Origin of the sequence: Haemophilus sp. Marseille-P9675, from assembly GCF_916862695.1 — a bacterium.
Taxonomy (GTDB): Bacteria; Pseudomonadota; Gammaproteobacteria; order Enterobacterales; family Pasteurellaceae; genus Haemophilus; species Haemophilus haemolyticus_K.
Genome location: NZ_CAKASP010000001.1, coordinates 527,073 through 544,636, shown reverse-complemented (window position 1 = coordinate 544,636; position 17,564 = coordinate 527,073). Strand labels below are relative to the sequence as shown.

Annotated in this window: 16 protein-coding genes; 10 read left to right on the top strand and 6 right to left on the bottom strand. The window is 37.9% G+C overall.

The genetic code is table 11. The features are described 5' to 3' along the window. Positions 1 to 52 precede the first annotated feature (52 nt). The 6 genes from LIX50_RS02675 to LIX50_RS02650 form a co-directional block, all read right to left on the bottom strand. The gene (locus LIX50_RS02675) at positions 53 to 670 is read right to left on the bottom strand and encodes a YadA family autotransporter adhesin (protein ID WP_053087831.1); all 618 of its coding nucleotides are present in this window, start codon (positions 668 to 670) and stop codon (positions 53 to 55) included. A gap of 357 nt (positions 671 to 1,027) precedes the next feature. Further along, on the bottom strand, positions 1,028 to 1,777 hold the full coding sequence (locus LIX50_RS02670; RefSeq protein WP_048953218.1) for an ESPR domain-containing protein: 750 nt from the start codon (positions 1,775 to 1,777) through the stop codon (positions 1,028 to 1,030). 176 nt (positions 1,778 to 1,953) lie between these two features. After that, on the bottom strand, positions 1,954 to 4,224 hold the full coding sequence (metE, locus tag LIX50_RS02665) for a 5-methyltetrahydropteroyltriglutamate--homocysteine S-methyltransferase (protein WP_048953219.1): 2,271 nt from the start codon (positions 4,222 to 4,224) through the stop codon (positions 1,954 to 1,956). Positions 4,225 to 4,422: 198 nt separating this feature from the next. Then, positions 4,423 to 7,032: an aminopeptidase N gene (gene pepN / locus LIX50_RS02660; RefSeq protein WP_048953220.1), complete on the bottom strand. Its 2,610-nt coding sequence runs from the start codon at positions 7,030 to 7,032 to the stop codon at positions 4,423 to 4,425. 53 nt (positions 7,033 to 7,085) lie between these two features. Next, positions 7,086 to 7,430 carry a type II toxin-antitoxin system HicB family antitoxin gene (locus tag LIX50_RS02655; RefSeq protein ID WP_048953221.1) on the bottom strand — a complete coding sequence of 115 codons (345 nt, stop codon included), beginning with the start codon at positions 7,428 to 7,430 and terminating at the stop codon, positions 7,086 to 7,088. Further along, the gene (locus LIX50_RS02650; protein WP_048953222.1) at positions 7,427 to 7,675 is read right to left on the bottom strand and encodes a type II toxin-antitoxin system HicA family toxin; all 249 of its coding nucleotides are present in this window, start codon (positions 7,673 to 7,675) and stop codon (positions 7,427 to 7,429) included. Before LIX50_RS02650 ends, LIX50_RS02655 begins: the two co-directional genes overlap by 4 nt. A 170-nt stretch (positions 7,676 to 7,845) precedes the next feature. Between LIX50_RS02650 and purE the strand changes: the two genes are divergently transcribed. The 10 genes from purE to LIX50_RS02600 all read left to right on the top strand — a co-directional run bounded on the left by purE (position 7,846) and on the right by LIX50_RS02600 (position 17,552). Continuing rightward, positions 7,846 to 8,340, top strand: coding sequence for a 5-(carboxyamino)imidazole ribonucleotide mutase (gene purE, locus LIX50_RS02645; protein WP_048953223.1), 495 nt, complete (start codon positions 7,846 to 7,848; stop codon positions 8,338 to 8,340). Between the two features lie 70 nt (positions 8,341 to 8,410). Next, a complete protein-coding gene (gene purK, locus LIX50_RS02640; RefSeq protein ID WP_048953224.1) occupies positions 8,411 to 9,499 on the top strand; it encodes a 5-(carboxyamino)imidazole ribonucleotide synthase in 1,089 nt (362 codons plus the stop codon). Between the two features lie 139 nt (positions 9,500 to 9,638). Further along, complete coding sequence (locus tag LIX50_RS02635; protein ID WP_048953225.1) at positions 9,639 to 10,829, top strand: amino acid aminotransferase; 1,191 nt, start codon at positions 9,639 to 9,641, stop codon at positions 10,827 to 10,829. Between the two features lie 257 nt (positions 10,830 to 11,086). Continuing rightward, positions 11,087 to 11,860 carry an FNR family transcription factor gene (locus LIX50_RS02630; RefSeq protein ID WP_048953226.1) on the top strand — a complete coding sequence of 258 codons (774 nt, stop codon included), beginning with the start codon at positions 11,087 to 11,089 and terminating at the stop codon, positions 11,858 to 11,860. Positions 11,861 to 11,993: 133 nt separating this feature from the next. Beyond that, positions 11,994 to 12,923, top strand: a complete 930-nt coding sequence (gene uspE, locus LIX50_RS02625) for a universal stress protein UspE (RefSeq protein WP_048953227.1) — start codon at positions 11,994 to 11,996, stop codon at positions 12,921 to 12,923. Between the two features lie 155 nt (positions 12,924 to 13,078). Next, positions 13,079 to 13,915: a DUF4198 domain-containing protein gene (locus LIX50_RS02620; protein WP_048953228.1), complete on the top strand. Its 837-nt coding sequence runs from the start codon at positions 13,079 to 13,081 to the stop codon at positions 13,913 to 13,915. A 188-nt stretch (positions 13,916 to 14,103) separates the two neighbouring features. Then, positions 14,104 to 14,868: a glycosyltransferase gene (locus tag LIX50_RS02615; protein WP_048953238.1), complete on the top strand. Its 765-nt coding sequence runs from the start codon at positions 14,104 to 14,106 to the stop codon at positions 14,866 to 14,868. A 104-nt stretch (positions 14,869 to 14,972) separates the two neighbouring features. Further along, entirely contained in the window at positions 14,973 to 16,523 is a 1,551-nt protein-coding gene (gene trpE, locus LIX50_RS02610; protein ID WP_048953229.1) for an anthranilate synthase component I, read from the top strand. A 12-nt stretch (positions 16,524 to 16,535) separates the two neighbouring features. After that, positions 16,536 to 17,117 carry an aminodeoxychorismate/anthranilate synthase component II gene (locus LIX50_RS02605; protein ID WP_048953230.1) on the top strand — a complete coding sequence of 194 codons (582 nt, stop codon included), beginning with the start codon at positions 16,536 to 16,538 and terminating at the stop codon, positions 17,115 to 17,117. 48 nt (positions 17,118 to 17,165) lie between these two features. Then, positions 17,166 to 17,552, top strand: coding sequence for a tautomerase family protein (locus LIX50_RS02600; RefSeq protein WP_005636019.1), 387 nt, complete (start codon positions 17,166 to 17,168; stop codon positions 17,550 to 17,552). Positions 17,553 to 17,564 lie beyond the last annotated feature (12 nt).

Genomic DNA, 17,564 nt, shown 5'->3' with positions numbered 1-17,564 from the left:
ATCACATTTTAATATCAACCTTTCATTCGAAAGTTAAAGGAAAATCAGGTTATTACCAGAAATATGCTACACCAGCACCGGCACCAACATTACCTTGTGTATTAGCACCTAGTGATAATTTCACACCATATTTTCCATTATCAGAAAGGCGACTATAACCAACAGCAACCGCAGATTGGCCACGATATTCACCTACTGCAGCAGTAGCAGCTGACAAACCAGGTCGATAAGATTGGAGCAAGTTTGCCGTAGCAATTGCACTTGCCGTACCAGCATCTGCACGTTTGCCCATTTTATCGATGCGATGGTTTAACTTATCCATATTGCCACTCAAACGGCGTTCAACAGCATGTAACTGACTACCATTCACGGCATCTTTACTGTCTTTAGCTACACGTCCATTAGCCACATTACGGATTACACCTTCCTCATTTAAGCTAATTGACTTATCTGCATTTTTAGTAAACGGTAAGTCGGCAGAAACAGTATATCCATTGCCACTAGATGTGACTTTAATGCCACTACCAGCAACTACTTTAGTTTTCGCAGCCTTAATCGCTTCCGCTACTTCGCCAGCTTTCGCCAGTTTATTCGCATCAGCTGTAGCAACAGATGGAGTCTCTCCCGCTGTAATCGTACCCGTTGCCGCTGAAACTTTACCTGACTTCAATGTGATTGTTGTGCCATCAGTATCGATAGAAAGACCTTCTTCTTGTGCGCTAATACCACCGTTTGGTTTGGTTTTTGCTTCAATCCTTAATGTATCATCTGTATTTACTGTAGCAGTAATACCCTTACCCGCAACTACTTGACGGCCAGCATCACCTTTAAGTGAAGCTAAGAAGTCTGCTTCAGATTTATCAGCATTGCCATCTTTTGCTTTCCAAAGGTCGTAAGCCGATTTACCGTTAGTACCGTTCTCACCTTTAAGGGACGCTAAGAAGTCTGCTTCAGATTTATTAGCATTGCCATCTTTTGCTTTCCAGAGGTCGTAAGCTGATTTACCGTTAGTACCATTAGTACCGTTCTAACCTTTATCACCTTTAAGTGAAGCTAAGAAGTCTGCTTCAGATTTATCAGCATTGCCATCTTTTGCTTTCCAGAGGTCGTAAGCCGATTTACCGTCAGCACCTTTTGCACCACCAGCACCACCTACCCAGGTAATTTTGGTTACACCATCTTTAGATTCCACTCCTATTTTATCTGGAGTACCGGATATGATTTCAGATTTAATAATTGTATGGCCTGCGTTATCACCTTCCACAGGCTGCTCTATTGATACCGCACCGCTACCGCTAGCAACCTCGACTGGCGCATCAAAGGTGATTTTATGAGCCGTATAGTTATCGTTCTTTCTTGTAAGTCTAATCCCTTTATTCCCTTCTAAAATCAATCTGGAATTATCGCTCTTATCCTTTGTCTCTTCTGTTATAACTGAATCTTTATCTAATACGCCTATATTCATCTCTGTATCTGGGCATGCACTGTCTACATTTCCATTCTTGCATCCATTATAATAATCAAGATCGTCTGGCTCACCAGTGTTAGCTGTCGTAACACGAAAATAATAGTCTGTTCCCAACTCAGAAGGTTGAAGATTCTTAGCCACATCCGAGTCCGTCGTACTCGCCTGCGCGAAAGGAGAAAGCATGCCAGCAACAAGAGTAGCTGCAACGGCGGTTACAGAAGCACGTTTTTTGTGTTTTTTAGTCAGTTCAGATACGGCGACCCAGGCTTGAGCTGCTTCGTTCCATACAATTCTAAAAATTTTATTCATAATTTTCCTCTTTAAATAGTAACAGTAAAAAATTGAACACGGATTGTACACAACAACAACAACAACAACATAATTATAACAATCATCTATTTTATGTTTCACCATAAATATAAAGGACTGAAATGGTAAAATACAACCTCAGTCCTTAAGTTACAGTTAAGTAATAAACTTAAAATTTACGCTAATTCCGCACGTAATTTTTTGGTTACATCCACCATCACTTTTAGTTGATCGATAGTTTCTGTCCAGCCGCGAGTTTTTAAACCGCAGTCTGGGTTTACCCATAAGCGTTCTTTTGGAATGACATTTAACGCTTTGCGTAATAAGTGTTCGATTTCACCTGCGGTTGGTACACGTGGGCTGTGAATATCATACACACCTGGACCGATGTCATTCGGGTAGTTGAATTTCACGAAGGCATCTAATAATTCCATATCTGAACGTGAAGTTTCGATGGTAATCACGTCCGCATCTAATGCAGCAATCGCTGGTAAGATGTCGTTAAACTCGGAATAACACATATGAGTGTGAATTTGCGTATCATCTTGCACGCCCATTGAGCTTAAACGGAATGCTTCGCCTGCCCATTGTAAGTATGAATCCCAATCTGCACGTTTAAGTGGTAAACCTTCACGAATAGCTGGCTCATCAATTTGGATAACTTTAATGCCTGCTGCTTCTAAATCTAACACTTCATCAGATAATGCCACGCCGATTTGTTTACATACGGTTGAACGTGGAATGTCGTTACGCACGAATGACCATTGAAGAATTGTCACAGGGCCTGTTAACATCCCTTTCATCACGCGGTTTGTTAAGCTTTGTGCATATTGTGACCAGCGTACTGTCATTGGCTCTGGGCGAGTTACATCACCGTAAATTACTGGTGGTTTCACACAACGTGAACCGTAGCTTTGTACCCAACCAAATTTAGTGAATGCGAAACCATCTAATAATTCCCCAAAGTATTCCACCATGTCGTTGCGTTCTGCTTCGCCGTGAACTAATACATCTAAATCTAATTCTTCTTGGCGACGTACCACATATTCGATCTCTTTTTTCATTGCCGCTTCGTAATCTGCAAGGGATAATTCACCTTTTTTGAAACTTGCACGGGCGTGACGAATTTCAGTCGTTTGTGGGAATGAACCAATGTTTGTGGTTGGAAGAAGCGGTAAATTTAACCACGCATTTTGCTTAACAATACGTTCTGCAAATGGCGATTTACGTTGATCCGCACCTTTTGGCAAGTTTGCTAATCGATCTGCCACTTCAGGACGATGAATTTCTTTTGAGGTTGCACGTGCATCTGCTGCCGCTTGGCTTGCATCTAATGCCGCTTGTACAGAGGCTCTGCCATGATTTAAGGCTTGTTTTAATACATTTAATTCTTCTACTTTTTGTAGTGTGAAAGATAACCAGCTGTAAAGTGCAGGATTTTTTTCTTTTAATTGTACTTCCACTTCTAAATCAAATGGGGTGTGCAATAATGAACAGCTTGGTGCAATCCATAAACGCTCGCCTAATTTTTCTTTTAATGGCTCTAATACATCTAACACTTTGTTTAAGTTTGCACGCCAGATATTACGGCCTTCAATCACACCTGCAGATAACACTTTGCTGTAATCTTCAAAGGCTGCAAGTTGTTCTGGTGCACGAACTAAATCTAAATGCAAGCCCGCAACAGGTAAGGCTTTTAATAACTCAGCGTGTTGTGCAACGGAACCAAAATAAGTGGCTAACAATAATTTTGCATTCACCTTGCTTAATTCAGCATACACAGATTTATAGGCTTCAACCCATTCTGCAGGTAAATCCAATGCTAATGCAGGTTCATCAATTTGAATCCACTCCGCACCTTCAGCCACTAATGCATTTAAGATTTCAACATAAACAGGCACTAATTGATTTAATAAATCGAAACGGTTAAATGCTTCGCCTTTTTCTTTACCCAACCATAAGAATGTTAATGGGCCAACAATCACAGGTTTGAAGTTTAAACCTAAGGCTTTTGCTTCACGAATTTGATTTACATAATGTGCTGGATTAGCTTTGAATTGTGTATTTTTATGAAATTCTGGCACGAGATAGTGATAGTTCGTATCGAACCATTTAGTCATTTCAATTGCGAATTGATCTTTGTTACCACGTGCAAGTTGGAAATATTGATCAAGGGTTAAATTTTGGCTATCAAAACCAAAACGAGCAGGAATTGCCCCTGTTGCCACTTGTAAATCTAAAATATGATCGTAGAACGTGAAATCGCCCACAGCCACAAAATCCGCATTCGCCGCTGCTTGATGTTTCCAGTTTTTTTCACGCAACGCTTTCGCTAAATCTAATAAATCTTGCTCTGCTAATTCTTTACGCCAATAACGTTCTTGTGCAAATTTTAATTCACGTTTTGCACCTACACGAGGAAAGCCTAAGATATGTGATGTTGTCATAATAACTCCCGTTTTAAAGTAATCTTCTTAATCATTTAGACGGCTAAACGTCTGTACGGGTATAGAATGCGTCATCTCAGTGTATTATGCAAACTTATTATTTTCAGGATTTGTATGAAATAAATTAATACTAAAACCACGTATAAAATAAAGGGGCATACTAAATGCCCCAAAACTATTGCAAAATTTACCACACTTTTACTGCAACGCTTTCTCAATTTTTTCAAATAAATCTTTTGAAAGATTTTCTACAATGCTTAAGCGTTCTAAAGCACGTTTCATCAAGGTTTGGCGTTGAGCATCAAAGCGAGAAAAACGAATTAATGGCTCTATTAAACGCGCAGCCACTTGCGGATTGCTTTCATTTAAACGAATTAACACATCAGTTAAGAAACGATAGCCTGATCCACTTACATTATGGAATGCTTTTAAGTTGTGATTTGCAAAGCTACCTACTAATGCACGCAAACGGTTTGGATTGTTGAAGTTAAAACTTGGGTGATCCATTAATAACTGAATAATTTCCAACACATTTTCATCTGGGCGAGTGGCTTGTAATGCAAACCATTTATCCATCACTAATCCATCATGTTGCCATTTTTGTTCAAAATCAGCTAATAACGCATCTCTGCAAGGTAATGCCGCTTTAGTCGCAACACTTAATGCAGCCAATGTATCGGTCATATTATTCGCATTATTGTAGTGTTTTTGGACTAAGTTGTTACCCAAATTGGTATAAGCCAAATAAGTTAAGCAAAGATTACGCATTGCGCGTAAGGCGATGTCTTGTTGCGTAACTTGATAATCATCAAGACGAATATGAGTATAAACGCGCAAGAAATCATCTTTTAAAGTCTCGGCAATTTGCGCTTGCATAAATGCTCTTGCGGCTGAAATGCCATCAGGATCGATGGTTTTGAAACCTTCCGAAAATTCCATTTCTTTTGGAAGGGTGAGAATTAAGGTTGCCAGTTCAATATCTTTCTCATAATGGTTCAGAACATGAGAAAGTGCGGTCAAGATTTCAGGCGAAATTTCTAGTGCCTCACCTTGTTGAAAACGCACAACATTACGGCGTAATTCTTGTGCAAATAACATCTGAGCCGCATCCCAACGGATAAATTGATTATCTGCGAATTTCAGCAAGCCTAATAACTGCTCCGTTTTATAATCATAATCCAGTTTTACCGGTGCAGAAAAATCACATAACAATGCTGGAATTGGACGACCATAAATGCCATGAAACTCGAAGACTTGGTCTTTTTCAGTAACATTTAATACATCACTCAACAATTCGCCATTATGTTGTAGCATTTGTTTCGTGCCATTCGCATCATAAAGCGCCACTTTTAATGGAATATGTAAATTCACTTTTTCCATTTGATCTGCGGTTGGCGGTGTGGATTGTGAAACTGTTAAACGATAAGTATGCGTTTTTTCGTCATACGTATCGCTAATCAATAATTCTGGTGTACCCGATTGGCTATACCAACGGCGGAATTGATTTAAATCGAGGTTATTTGCACGTTCCATTGCGGAAACAAAGTCTTCACAGGTTGCCGCTTTACCATCATTTTCAGCAATATAAAGCTGCATCCCTTTTTGGAAACCTTGCTCACCTAATAAAGTATGCAACATACGAATCACTTCTGCCCCTTTTTCATATACGGTCACCGTGTAAAAATTATTCATTTCAATCACTTTTTCAGGGCGAATTGGGTGCGACATTGGGCTTGAATCTTCAGCAAATTGAACCGTGCGTAAAAATTTCACATTATTAATGCGATTAACAGCTCGAGAACCCGTATCTGAAGAAAATTCTTGATCACGGAAAACCGTTAAACCTTCTTTCAAACTTAATTGGAACCAATCACGGCAGGTAACACGGTTGCCTGTCCAGTTATGGAAATATTCGTGTGCAATCACACTTTCAATGGCAAGATAATCTTCATCTGTTGCTGTTTGTGGATTTGCCAACACGAATTTAGAGTTAAAGATATTTAACCCTTTGTTTTCCATTGCGCCCATATTGAAGAAGTCCACTGCAACGATCATATAAATATCGAGGTCATATTCTAAATTAAAGCGATCTTCATCCCATTTCATCGCTTTTTTCAGACTTTCCATTGCCCAAGTTGCACGGTTAAGATTACCGCGATCTACATAAAGCTCTAATGCAACTTCTCGTCCACTTTTAGTAATAAATTTATCTTGTAATAAATCAAAATTTCCCGCCACTAAAGCAAATAAATAGCTTGGTTTCGGAAACGGATCGTTCCATTCCACCCAATGACGACCATCCTCTAATTCACCACTTGCAATGCGGTTACCATTAGAAAGTAAGTAAGGATATTTAGTTTTATCTGCAGTAATTTTGGTTGTATAACGTGCCAGTACATCGGGGCGATCAAGCATATAAGTAATTTGACGGAAACCTTCCGCCTCACATTGCGTACAAATGCCTTCACCAGACTGATATAACCCTTGTAATGAAGTGTTTTCGGCTGGTACAAGGAAGGTCACAATTTCAAGTTCAAATTCTTCCGCACTTTTACCTTTTAAATCGAGCGTTAAACTCTCCCCATCTTGTTGATAGGCAGAAAATGGCTCACCATTAAATTTAATAGAAGAAAACTGGAAGCTATGCCCATCTAAACGTAAAGAAGTTGCTTCATCATTTAAGCGTTGGAATTTTGTGGTTGCGGTTACCACAGTATGTTTAGGATCGAGTTGAAAATCTAAATAAATGTCGGTAACCGTAAAATCTGGTTGTTTGTAATCTTTTCTATATTTTGCTTTGGCTAACATAATTTGCCCTACTTTGAAGAAAGAAAATGTGAGTATGATATCGTTACGTTTTGTTATCTTAAACTTGGTTTTTCACGAAAAATTTTTTCTTGAATCGCTTCCGTCACAAAAGCATTAAGCGAACGCTCGCCTGCTATGATCGTTGCTTCTCTATGTAATTCCTCGCCAATTCGTACATTAAATACACCTTTAAAAGGCTTATTCGGTTCTTTACCTAATTCCAAACAATCTTGTAAATATAAATCAACAGATTGACGAAATTCTTTTTCTAGCTCAGATAATGACTCTGCTTCGTAAATCACTAAATCACGAATGTAAGCAAGTTTGCCAAACAATATATTGTTTTCTAAATCCGCCTCAATCGTGCCTACATAACCTTTATAATTTAATAACTTCATAGAATACCTACCTGTTTTAATGATTCTTTCACTGACTTTAAAGCACCGCCTTTAATATAATTTTCAGGGTGAGGCTTGTGTAACAAAATCGTATGATCGAGCGTTCTATTATAAAATCTCACTCGAGAACCGGCCATTTCTCGCTTTTCATAACCTTGTTGAGCTAACAAAGAAACTAATTCATTCCAATCAAATGTAGATTTTGACTGTGCGAGCTTATCTAATAATTTTTCAGTTCGTCCCATATAAACTATCACCCATTAATTTGGTATCAAGTATAGTTACTAAAATTTAAAAATCAAATAATTATAAAATAAGACTAGATACTACCTACGCAAATAGCAAACGTTTGCCTAATATGTGTAAGATGTGCTATTCTACGCCACGTTTTTAATTAAAAAATTGAGAAAATAGCATGTCAAACACTGCACAAATTGCCGTTGTAATGGGTTCCAAAAGCGATTGGGCTACCATGCAAGAGGCAACTCAGATTTTAGATGAATTAAAAGTGCCTTATCATGTGGAAGTTGTCTCGGCTCATCGTACGCCTGATAAACTTTTTGAATTTGCCGAAAATGCACAAAAAAATGGCTACAAAGTAATTATTGCTGGTGCAGGAGGTGCGGCACATTTACCCGGTATGATCGCAGCGAAAACACTTGTGCCCGTGCTTGGGGTACCAGTAAAAAGTTCTATGTTAAGTGGCGTAGATAGCCTTTATTCAATTGTGCAAATGCCAAAAGGGATCCCAGTCGGAACATTAGCTATTGGCCCTGCTGGCGCGGCAAATGCTGGGTTGTTAGCTGCACAAATTCTAGCAAGTTGGGATGCAGAATTACTTTCACGCTTGCAATCTTTCCGTGAAAGCCAAACTCATGCTGTACTGGATAATCCCGATCCACGCACATAAAAAATATCTTCAGATCTGACCGCACTTTTAAAGTGCGGTTGTTTTTTTCGTAAATTTAACGAGAAATATTATGCAAAACTCCACCTTATATCCAACCGTTTATGTACTTGGCAACGGGCAACTCGGCAGAATGTTACGTTACGCGGGCGCACCTTTAGATATTTATGTTGAACCCTTAGCCTTCAATGCGCCAGTTTTTGACTTACCTGAAAATGCAATCATCACGGCGGAAATTGAGCGCTGGGAAAAAACGCCTTTGACTGAATTGCTCGGCAATCATAAAAACTTCGTCAATCAACATGTATTTGGATTATTGGCCGATCGTTTTACTCAAAAATCCTTACTAGATGAACTCAATCTTTCTACCTCGCCTTGGTGTTTATTAAAAGATAAAACACAATGGAATGATGTTTTCCAAACTGTAGGCGAAAAAGTCGTCGTCAAACGTAGAACAGGCGGATATGATGGACGTGGTCAATGGATTATCAGCGATGAAAACAAAGCGGACATCACCGATGACTTATTTGGCGAAGTGATCGCAGAAAAATTTATTCCTTTCGATTATGAGGTTTCGATTGTAGGCGCAAGATTTAAAAATGGCGAAAAACGTTTTTATCCCGTTACGCATAACCTGCAACAAAATGGTATTTTGCGTTACAGTGTGGTTGATATTGCGTTTCCTCAACAATCCGAACAACAAAAGAAAGCTGAAACAATGCTCGGCAAAATTATGGATAAATTAGGCTATGTGGGAGTCATGGCAATGGAATGTTTTGTTGTAGGCGACAAATTACTGATTAACGAACTTGCGCCTCGCGTACATAACAGTGGGCATTGGACACAACTAGGATGCTCGATTAGCCAATTTGAATTACATTTACGTGCGCTACTCGATTTGCCAACGCCTGAATTACAAACTTTTGCTCCAAGTGTGATGGTGAATTTAATCGGCACAAACCATAATCCCAAATGGCTTAATACACCGTTTGCACAACTTCATTGGTATGGAAAAGAAGTCAGAGCTGGACGTAAGGTTGGGCATATCAATCTTTCTCATCCTAATAAAGCGGTCATTATTCAACAATTAGAAAAACTCCGCGCTGAGTTACCAGAAGATTATCAATCTGGATTAAATTGGGCGATTGAAAAACTAAAATAATGTAAAAAATAACCGCACTTTTTGATGAATATTTAAAAATATCAAAGTGCGGTTAATTTTTATAAAAATCTTTCTTGATAAAATAAAACGGCTGAAGTATAAAACTATCCACCACACAACACATACATAAGGAAAAGCTATGTTTGAACATATCAAAGCGGCACCGGCCGATCCAATCTTAGGCTTAGGCGAAGCATTCAAATCCGAAACTCGAGAAAATAAAATCAACTTGGGTATTGGCGTTTATAAAGATGCGCAAGGCACAACCCCAATTATGCGTGCGGTAAAAGAAGCTGAAAAACGCTTATTTGATAAGGAAAAAACGAAGAATTATCTAACTATCGATGGTATTGCTGACTATAACGAACGCACAAAAGCACTCCTTTTCGGTAAAGATTCTGAAGTCATCAAATCTAATCGTGCAAGAACAGTACAAAGTTTAGGTGGAACAGGTGCATTACGCATTGCGGCAGAATTTATTAAACGTCAAACCAAAGCTCAAAATGTATGGATTAGTACGCCAACATGGCCAAACCACAATGCCATTTTCAATGCTGTGGGCATGACGATTCGTGAATATCGCTATTATGATGCTGAACGTAAAGCCCTTGATTGGGAACATTTACTTGAAGATTTAAGCCAAGCAAGTGAAGGTGATGTAGTGCTTTTACACGGCTGCTGCCATAACCCGACTGGTATTGACCCAACCCCTGAACAATGGCAAGAATTAGCCACACTTTCAGCGAAAAACGGCTGGTTACCACTCTTTGACTTTGCTTACCAAGGTTTAGCCAATGGCTTAGATGAAGATGCTTATGGCTTGCGTGCTTTTGCGGCAAATCATAAAGAATTATTAGTGGCGAGTTCATTCTCGAAAAACTTTGGTTTATACAATGAGCGTGTGGGTGCATTTACCCTTGTAGCAGAAAATGCAGAAATTGCTTCAACTGCATTAACACAAGTGAAATCAATTATTCGTACCCTCTACTCTAACCCGGCATCTCACGGTGGTGCGACCGTAGCAACGGTATTAAATGATCCACAACTCCGTCAAGAATGGGAAAATGAATTAACTGAAATGCGTGAACGTATCAAAAAAATGCGTCATTTATTCGTTCAGTTATTAAAAGAATATGGTGCAGAACAAGATTTCAGCTTTATCATGGAACAAAACGGTATGTTCTCTTTCAGTGGCTTATCACCTGAACAAGTAGATCGTTTAAAAGATGAGTTTGCGATTTATGCTGTTCGTTCTGGTCGTATCAATGTGGCGGGTATTACGGAAGATAATATTCGTTATTTATGTGAAAGTATTGTAAAAGTGCTTTAATCATCTTGAGTTTAAGAGGGCTAAAATTTAAAAAAATTTAGCCCTTATTCTTTACCAATATCCCTCAATGTCAAAAATATCGACAAACAAATGCGATTATAAGAATGCACAACATAATCAAAATTTGAATCAAACGTTTTTTGGTTAATTTCTCAGCTGGCATTGATGATTTACTCTTCTTTATATGACTAATTAGTGGTATACTTTTTTGCGTTAGATCAATTTTACACTAATTTCTCGAAATATTTGAGGTTTACATGAAAAATTTCGTTGCAGAAACCAAGGCAGGACGCCGGATTCAATCGGGAGGTTGCGCTATTCATTGCCAGGATTGCAGTATTAGCCAACTTTGTATCCCTTTTACACTGAACGAACACGAATTAGATCAGCTTGATAATATTATCGAACGAAAAAAACCCATTCAAAAATCCCAAGTACTTTATAAAGCCGGTGACACACTCAATTCTATTTACGCTATTCGTTCTGGCACCATAAAAACCTATACCATTAGTGAATCTGGTGAAGAACAAATTACCTCTTTTCACTTACCTGGTGATTTAGTTGGTTTTGATGCAATTACTCAAATGCAACACCCAAGTTTTGCTCAAGCATTAGAGACTGCAATGGTATGCGAAATTCCTTATGATATTTTGGATGACTTAGCCGGTAAAATGCCAAAATTACGCCAACAAATTTTACGCTTAATGAGTAATGAAATTAAAAGTGATCAAGAAATGATTTTATTACTGTCTAAAATGAATGCGGAAGAACGCTTGGCTGCTTTTATTCATAATCTTTCTAAACGATACTCTGCTCGTGGTTTTTCAGCTAAAGAATTCCGTTTAACCATGACTCGAGGCGATATAGGAAATTATCTTGGTTTAACTGTTGAAACTATTAGTCGTTTATTAGGTCGTTTCCAAAAATTGGGTATCCTCACCGTACAAGGAAAATATATTACTATTAATGATATTGATGGTTTGATTGAGTTAACTGGAACAAATAAAACCAAAATTACAATGGTTGAATAATGAAAAAGGCGTGCAAATTCACGCCTTTTTTACATAGATAAAAATAATCTTAGAATAAGATCACCTTTTTATCTCTCACACCTTGCCATTCTAAAGATTCTTTTTTATTCTATGAAAAGCTTCGGAGGTTATGATGAAATTTAAAAATATCCTAGTTGTTCTTAATCCTGAAAACGAAAAACAATATGCTCTTGCTCGTGCTGTTCGTTTAGCGAAAGAACAAAAAAATGAAACAAAAGTAAAAATTACCGCCCTTTTATCTGTATATGATTTATCTTATGAAATGTCTGCCTTACTTTCTTCAGAAGAACGTTCTGAAATGCATCGTCAGGTGATTGAAAAGCATCATCATGCTGTACAATATTACTTAGATAAATATGCTGATCCAGAAATTGAATTACAATCTCACATTGTTTGGCACAGTAATGAGGCAGAGGCGATAAAAGAAGAAGTTGAAAATAATGATTATGATCTTGTAGTGAAATATACCAAAGATCAAGAAAGTTTTACTTCTCTAATTTTCACGCCAGTTGATTGGCAATTACTACGTAAATGCCCGATTCCTGTATTAATGGTACGCGATGGCGACTGGAAACATCAACGCCGTATTTTAGTAGCGGTAAATGTTTCAGGCGAACAAGAATACCAAAATGAATTTAATCTAGAACTTGTTGAAACTGGTATATCATTAGCTGAAAACTTAAATCGTGGCAATGTGCATTTAGTTGCCGCCTACCCTTCAACACCAATCAACATGGCCATTGACTTACCTGAATTTAACACATCAGGTTATGAAAATGGTATTCGAGGCCAACATCTTATTAATATGAAAGCCTTACGACAACAATTTGGTATAGCAGAAGATCATACTCATGTACGTGAAGGTTTCCCTGAGGAGGTTATCCCTACTGTAGCTAAAGAAATTGAAGCAGAACTAGTTATCCTTGGCACTGTTGGTCGTACAGGACTATCTGCCGCTTTACTTGGTAATACTGCAGAACATGTTATAAGTAAATTAAGCTGTAATCTCTTAGGTATCAAACCATCTAAAAAGGATGAATAATTCATCTCACACATAAAAGTGCGGAAAATATTACCGCACTTTTGTGATTTAGATCACAAATCCACACTTTTTCTACACAATCTATTTAAATAAGATTTGTTTTCATTTAGAATCCATAAAATTATTTCTCTCTCGTTTTAATTTAAGGACAAAAAATGAAAAAAACACTTATTGTAAGCTTACTTGCATTTGCAAGTATCGCCCAAGCACATGATCTTTGGGTTGATGTTCCTGCTCAAATTCCATCAGATAGTATATTAAAGGCTAATATGGGATATGGTCACTATCCTTATGTAGAAAAAATTCCTGAAGCTCGTTTAAAAATTTTTGCGCCAATGGAAGTTATCAGTCAAGATGGCGAAAAACAAATACTGGTTCAAAAAGGAGAAAATTACCAATATCAATCAAGTAAACCTTTAACTAATGGCTCTTACTGGGTAACAGCAACATACAAACCAACATTCTGGTCACAAAATGCAGAAGGTTGGAAAATGGAAAATTTAAAAGGTTTACCTAATGCGACCTATTGCGAAGAAACCCAAATGTTTGCTAAAAAACTTATTACTGTAGGTAAACAAAAATTAAATGCTGAAATGGCAAAAACACGTATTGGTTTACCACTTGAAATTGTACCATTAGAGGATCCAAGTAAAGTAAAAGCAGGCGAACCGTTCCCTGTTCAAATCTTCTATAATGATCAGCCTTTAGCGGGAGAAACTGTCATTGCGACATCCGATACCATCGCAATGAAAGATTTTGAGGCCGTTGATGGACATCGTGAACCACAAGGATTCTCAGGGAAAACCGATGAACAAGGTCGTGTAAATATTATTCCTCTTATTGAGGGAATTTGGAAAATCAAAGTTATTCATAAAACTTCATTTCCAGAACAACAAATTTGCCAACAATCGGCAAACTACTCAACATTGATTCTTCCAATTGGAAAAGGTTTAGATAAACTGCCGCCACGACCAGAGCATCACCATCATTAATGTCTATACACCATAAAATAGTGGTGATAGAATGCAAAAACGCTAGCAATAAAATGGATATTTTTCTTACGAAAAATATCCATTTTTATTCAATATAGCAAAATAAAAAGAGATGTATATCGATGAACAAACAAAATAGTAAAACCGTTGCGGTAGTCACTTCAACAATTGGTCGTCCAGAATTAGCTTTGGCTATTAAAAGCGTGCAAAATCAAACTTATCCATGTAAGCATTATGTATTTATCGATAGCAATATTTTCTGGGATAAGGCTAAATCTATATTAGAACAATTCCCTGATGTAATTCCTATTTACTTACCAATGAATACAGGAAAAAACAGAATCCTTAACGGAGCCATTAATGCTGCTGCAGCTTTTCTTGTTGAAGAAGACATTATTTGTTATTTAGATGATGACAATCAGCTACGAGATGATCACGTGGAAAGCTTAGTAAACGTGATTGAACAAGGTGCTGATTTTGCTTATTCCTTACGAGCTTTTTACGACTTAAATCATCAATTTATTTGCCATGATGATTTTGAATCTCTAGGAAATTGGAATACAAAAAGCGATATTTTCGTAGATGTTAAAATAGAAGATATTCAAAAACAAATACATTTTAACTTTAATGGCATCAATGCTCATATCGATACCAATTGTTATGCCGTGCCTCGTGAAATAGCTCAGAAAGCAGCGTATGGCTGGTATACCCCATCTATCGGTGACCGAGGATTTTTATCAGCCCTAAAAGATTTAGGTTTAATGGGACAAACCTCTGGAAAATATACTGTCAAATATACCATTGATTTTAATAAATTAATCGTTGCTCGTAGTTTCTTCCCTCAATTAACACTATCAGATGAATTAAATGATCATATTTCTGCCGGCATATTAAAGCTAATTAATCAGCAAAATATTGAATATTACGACGGCCGTCCTTGGGCAAAGGAATAAAAGTAAACATTTTTCATCAAAAAACATAAAAAATCTTAATTCAGGCTTGACTTATTTCTCATGTACTAGTTTAATAGTACAAAAGTTTCCAAAAGGATATCAATATGCAAACTCAAGCCTTTATTGCGGTGACAGCTCAACCCGTTCCTTATTATGCTGACACCACTGCTATTTTTAATACACTTTGCCAACCTAATTCAAATTCTCTTCTACTCGACTCTGCCGAAATCGGGAATAAAAACAGCTTACAAAGCCTTATCTTAGTCAATGCTGCAGTTAAGATAACTTGCTTAGGTCACAACGTCACATTTAAAGCATTAAATGAAAATGGAAAACAAGTTTTAAAAGAAATTCATCCAAAATTAACCGCACTTGGAAAAATAAGTGCGGTCAATTTTGATGATGAATTTTCTGTACAATTTTCTCCACTTGATAATCAACTCGATGAAGATAGCAAATTACAGTCTGCTACTATTTTTGATGGACTGCGTGTTGTTTCTACTCTTTATCAACATAGCCAAACGCCTATTTTCTTAGGTGGATTGTTTGCTTACGATCTCGTCGCAAATTTCATTCCAATGGATGGCATTACATTGCAACATGATGGTATCAACTGCCCTGATTACAGTTTCTATCTTGCCGATCACCTCATTACTATCGACCATCAAAATCAACAAGCAACACTAAAAAGTTTCTGTTTTGCTCAAGAAGAACAAGTCAATATTGCCAAAACCTCACTTTCTATCGCACAAAAACTAAAAAATATTGATAATGTTCTTTCTATCAAAGCTGCAAGTGATGAAGTTAAAACAAACTTTGACGATCCAGAATTTACTGGCATTGTGAAAGCCTTAAAACACCATATTAACATTGGTGATGTATTCCAAATTGTACCCTCTCGACGTTTCTCCCTTGCTTGCCCGAATACATTAGCCAGTTACGCCCAACTCAAACAAAATAATTCAAGCCCTTATATGTTCTATATGAACGATGAAGACTTTATTTTGTTTGGTGCATCGCCAGAAAGTGCGCTGAAATATGAGCCAGAAAATCGTCAGTTAGAAATTTACCCAATCGCAGGTTCACGCCCTCGTGGTTTTGATGCTCACGGCAATATCGATCCTGAATTAGATGCACGTTTAGAACTGGAACTTCGTCTTGATCACAAAGAACAAGCGGAACATTTAATGTTGGTTGATTTAGCGCGTAACGATATTGCTCGAGTTTGCCAAAGCGGCACCCGTAAAGTGGCAGAATTAATGCAAGTGGATCGCTATTCTCACATTATGCATTTGGTCTCTCGCGTAGTGGGTAAATTACGCCCTGAGTTAGATGCGCTCCACGCCTATCAAGCCTGTATGAATATGGGCACATTAACTGGTGCGCCAAAAATCAAAGCAATGCAGCTTATTTATCAATTTGAACAACAAAAACGCCATAGTTACGGTGGTGCAGTGGGTTATCTCACTTCTGATGGACATTTTGATACCTGTATCGTGATCCGTTCTGCTTTCGTACAAAATGGGATAGCTCATGTACAGGCAGGTTGCGGAGAAGTATTGGACTCTGATCCACAAATGGAAGCCGATGAAACACGCCACAAAGCAGCGGCTGTCTTAAAAGCTATTCGTCAAGTTAATACACAAGCAAAATAAGGAAGAATTATTATGGCTAATATTTTATTTTTAGATAACTTCGATTCCTTTACTTACAATCTTGTGGATCAATTCCGTGTATTGGGTCACAACGTGACAATTTACCGCAATGATTGCGATTTAGAAAAACTAGTAGAAACGGCACTTAATACACCAGATACCATTCTTGCACTTTCTCCAGGGCCAGGAACACCATCAGAAGCGGGGATTTTGCTGCCATTGATCGAACGCTTAAAAAATCATGTTCCAATTATTGGAATTTGTTTAGGCCATCAAGCATTGATTCAAGCCTTTGGCGGGAAGGTTGTTCACGCTGGCGAAGTATTGCATGGTAAAGTTTCTCGTATCACCCATGATAACGAAGCCATGTTTAAAGATCTTACTAATCCAATGCCTGTAGCGCGTTATCATTCTTTAATGGGACAAGATTCACCAAAAGAATTTATCGTCAATGCGGAATATAATGGCATTATCATGGCAATTCGTCATCGCGATTTACCCATTTGCGCATTCCAATTTCACCCTGAAAGCATTTTAACTGTGCAAGGTTCGCAATTATTACAACAATCAATTGAATGGTTGTTAAATAGATAAGACATCAAAAAGTGCGGTGATTTTTAACCGCACTTTAAAGGAGAAAAAATGATCACCGTATTCGGACTTAAATCCAAACTCGCACCACGTCGTGAACAACTGGCAGAAGTCATTTATAACAGCCTCTACCTTGGCTTAGATATTCCAAAAGGCAAACACGCGATTCGCTTTTTGTGTTTAGAAAAAGAAGATTTTTACTACCCTTTCGACCGTAGCGATGATTACACGGTCATCGAAATTAACCTGATGGCTGGTCGTATGGAAGGCACGAAAAAACGCTTGATAAAAATGCTATTTAGCGAATTAGAGTACAAGCTCGGCATCCGTGCTCACGATGTGGAGATTACGATTAAGGAACAACCTGCGCATTGCTGGGGCTTCCGCGGAATGACAGGCGATGAAGCGCGCGATTTAGATTACGATATTTATGTTTAATAAAATATAGAA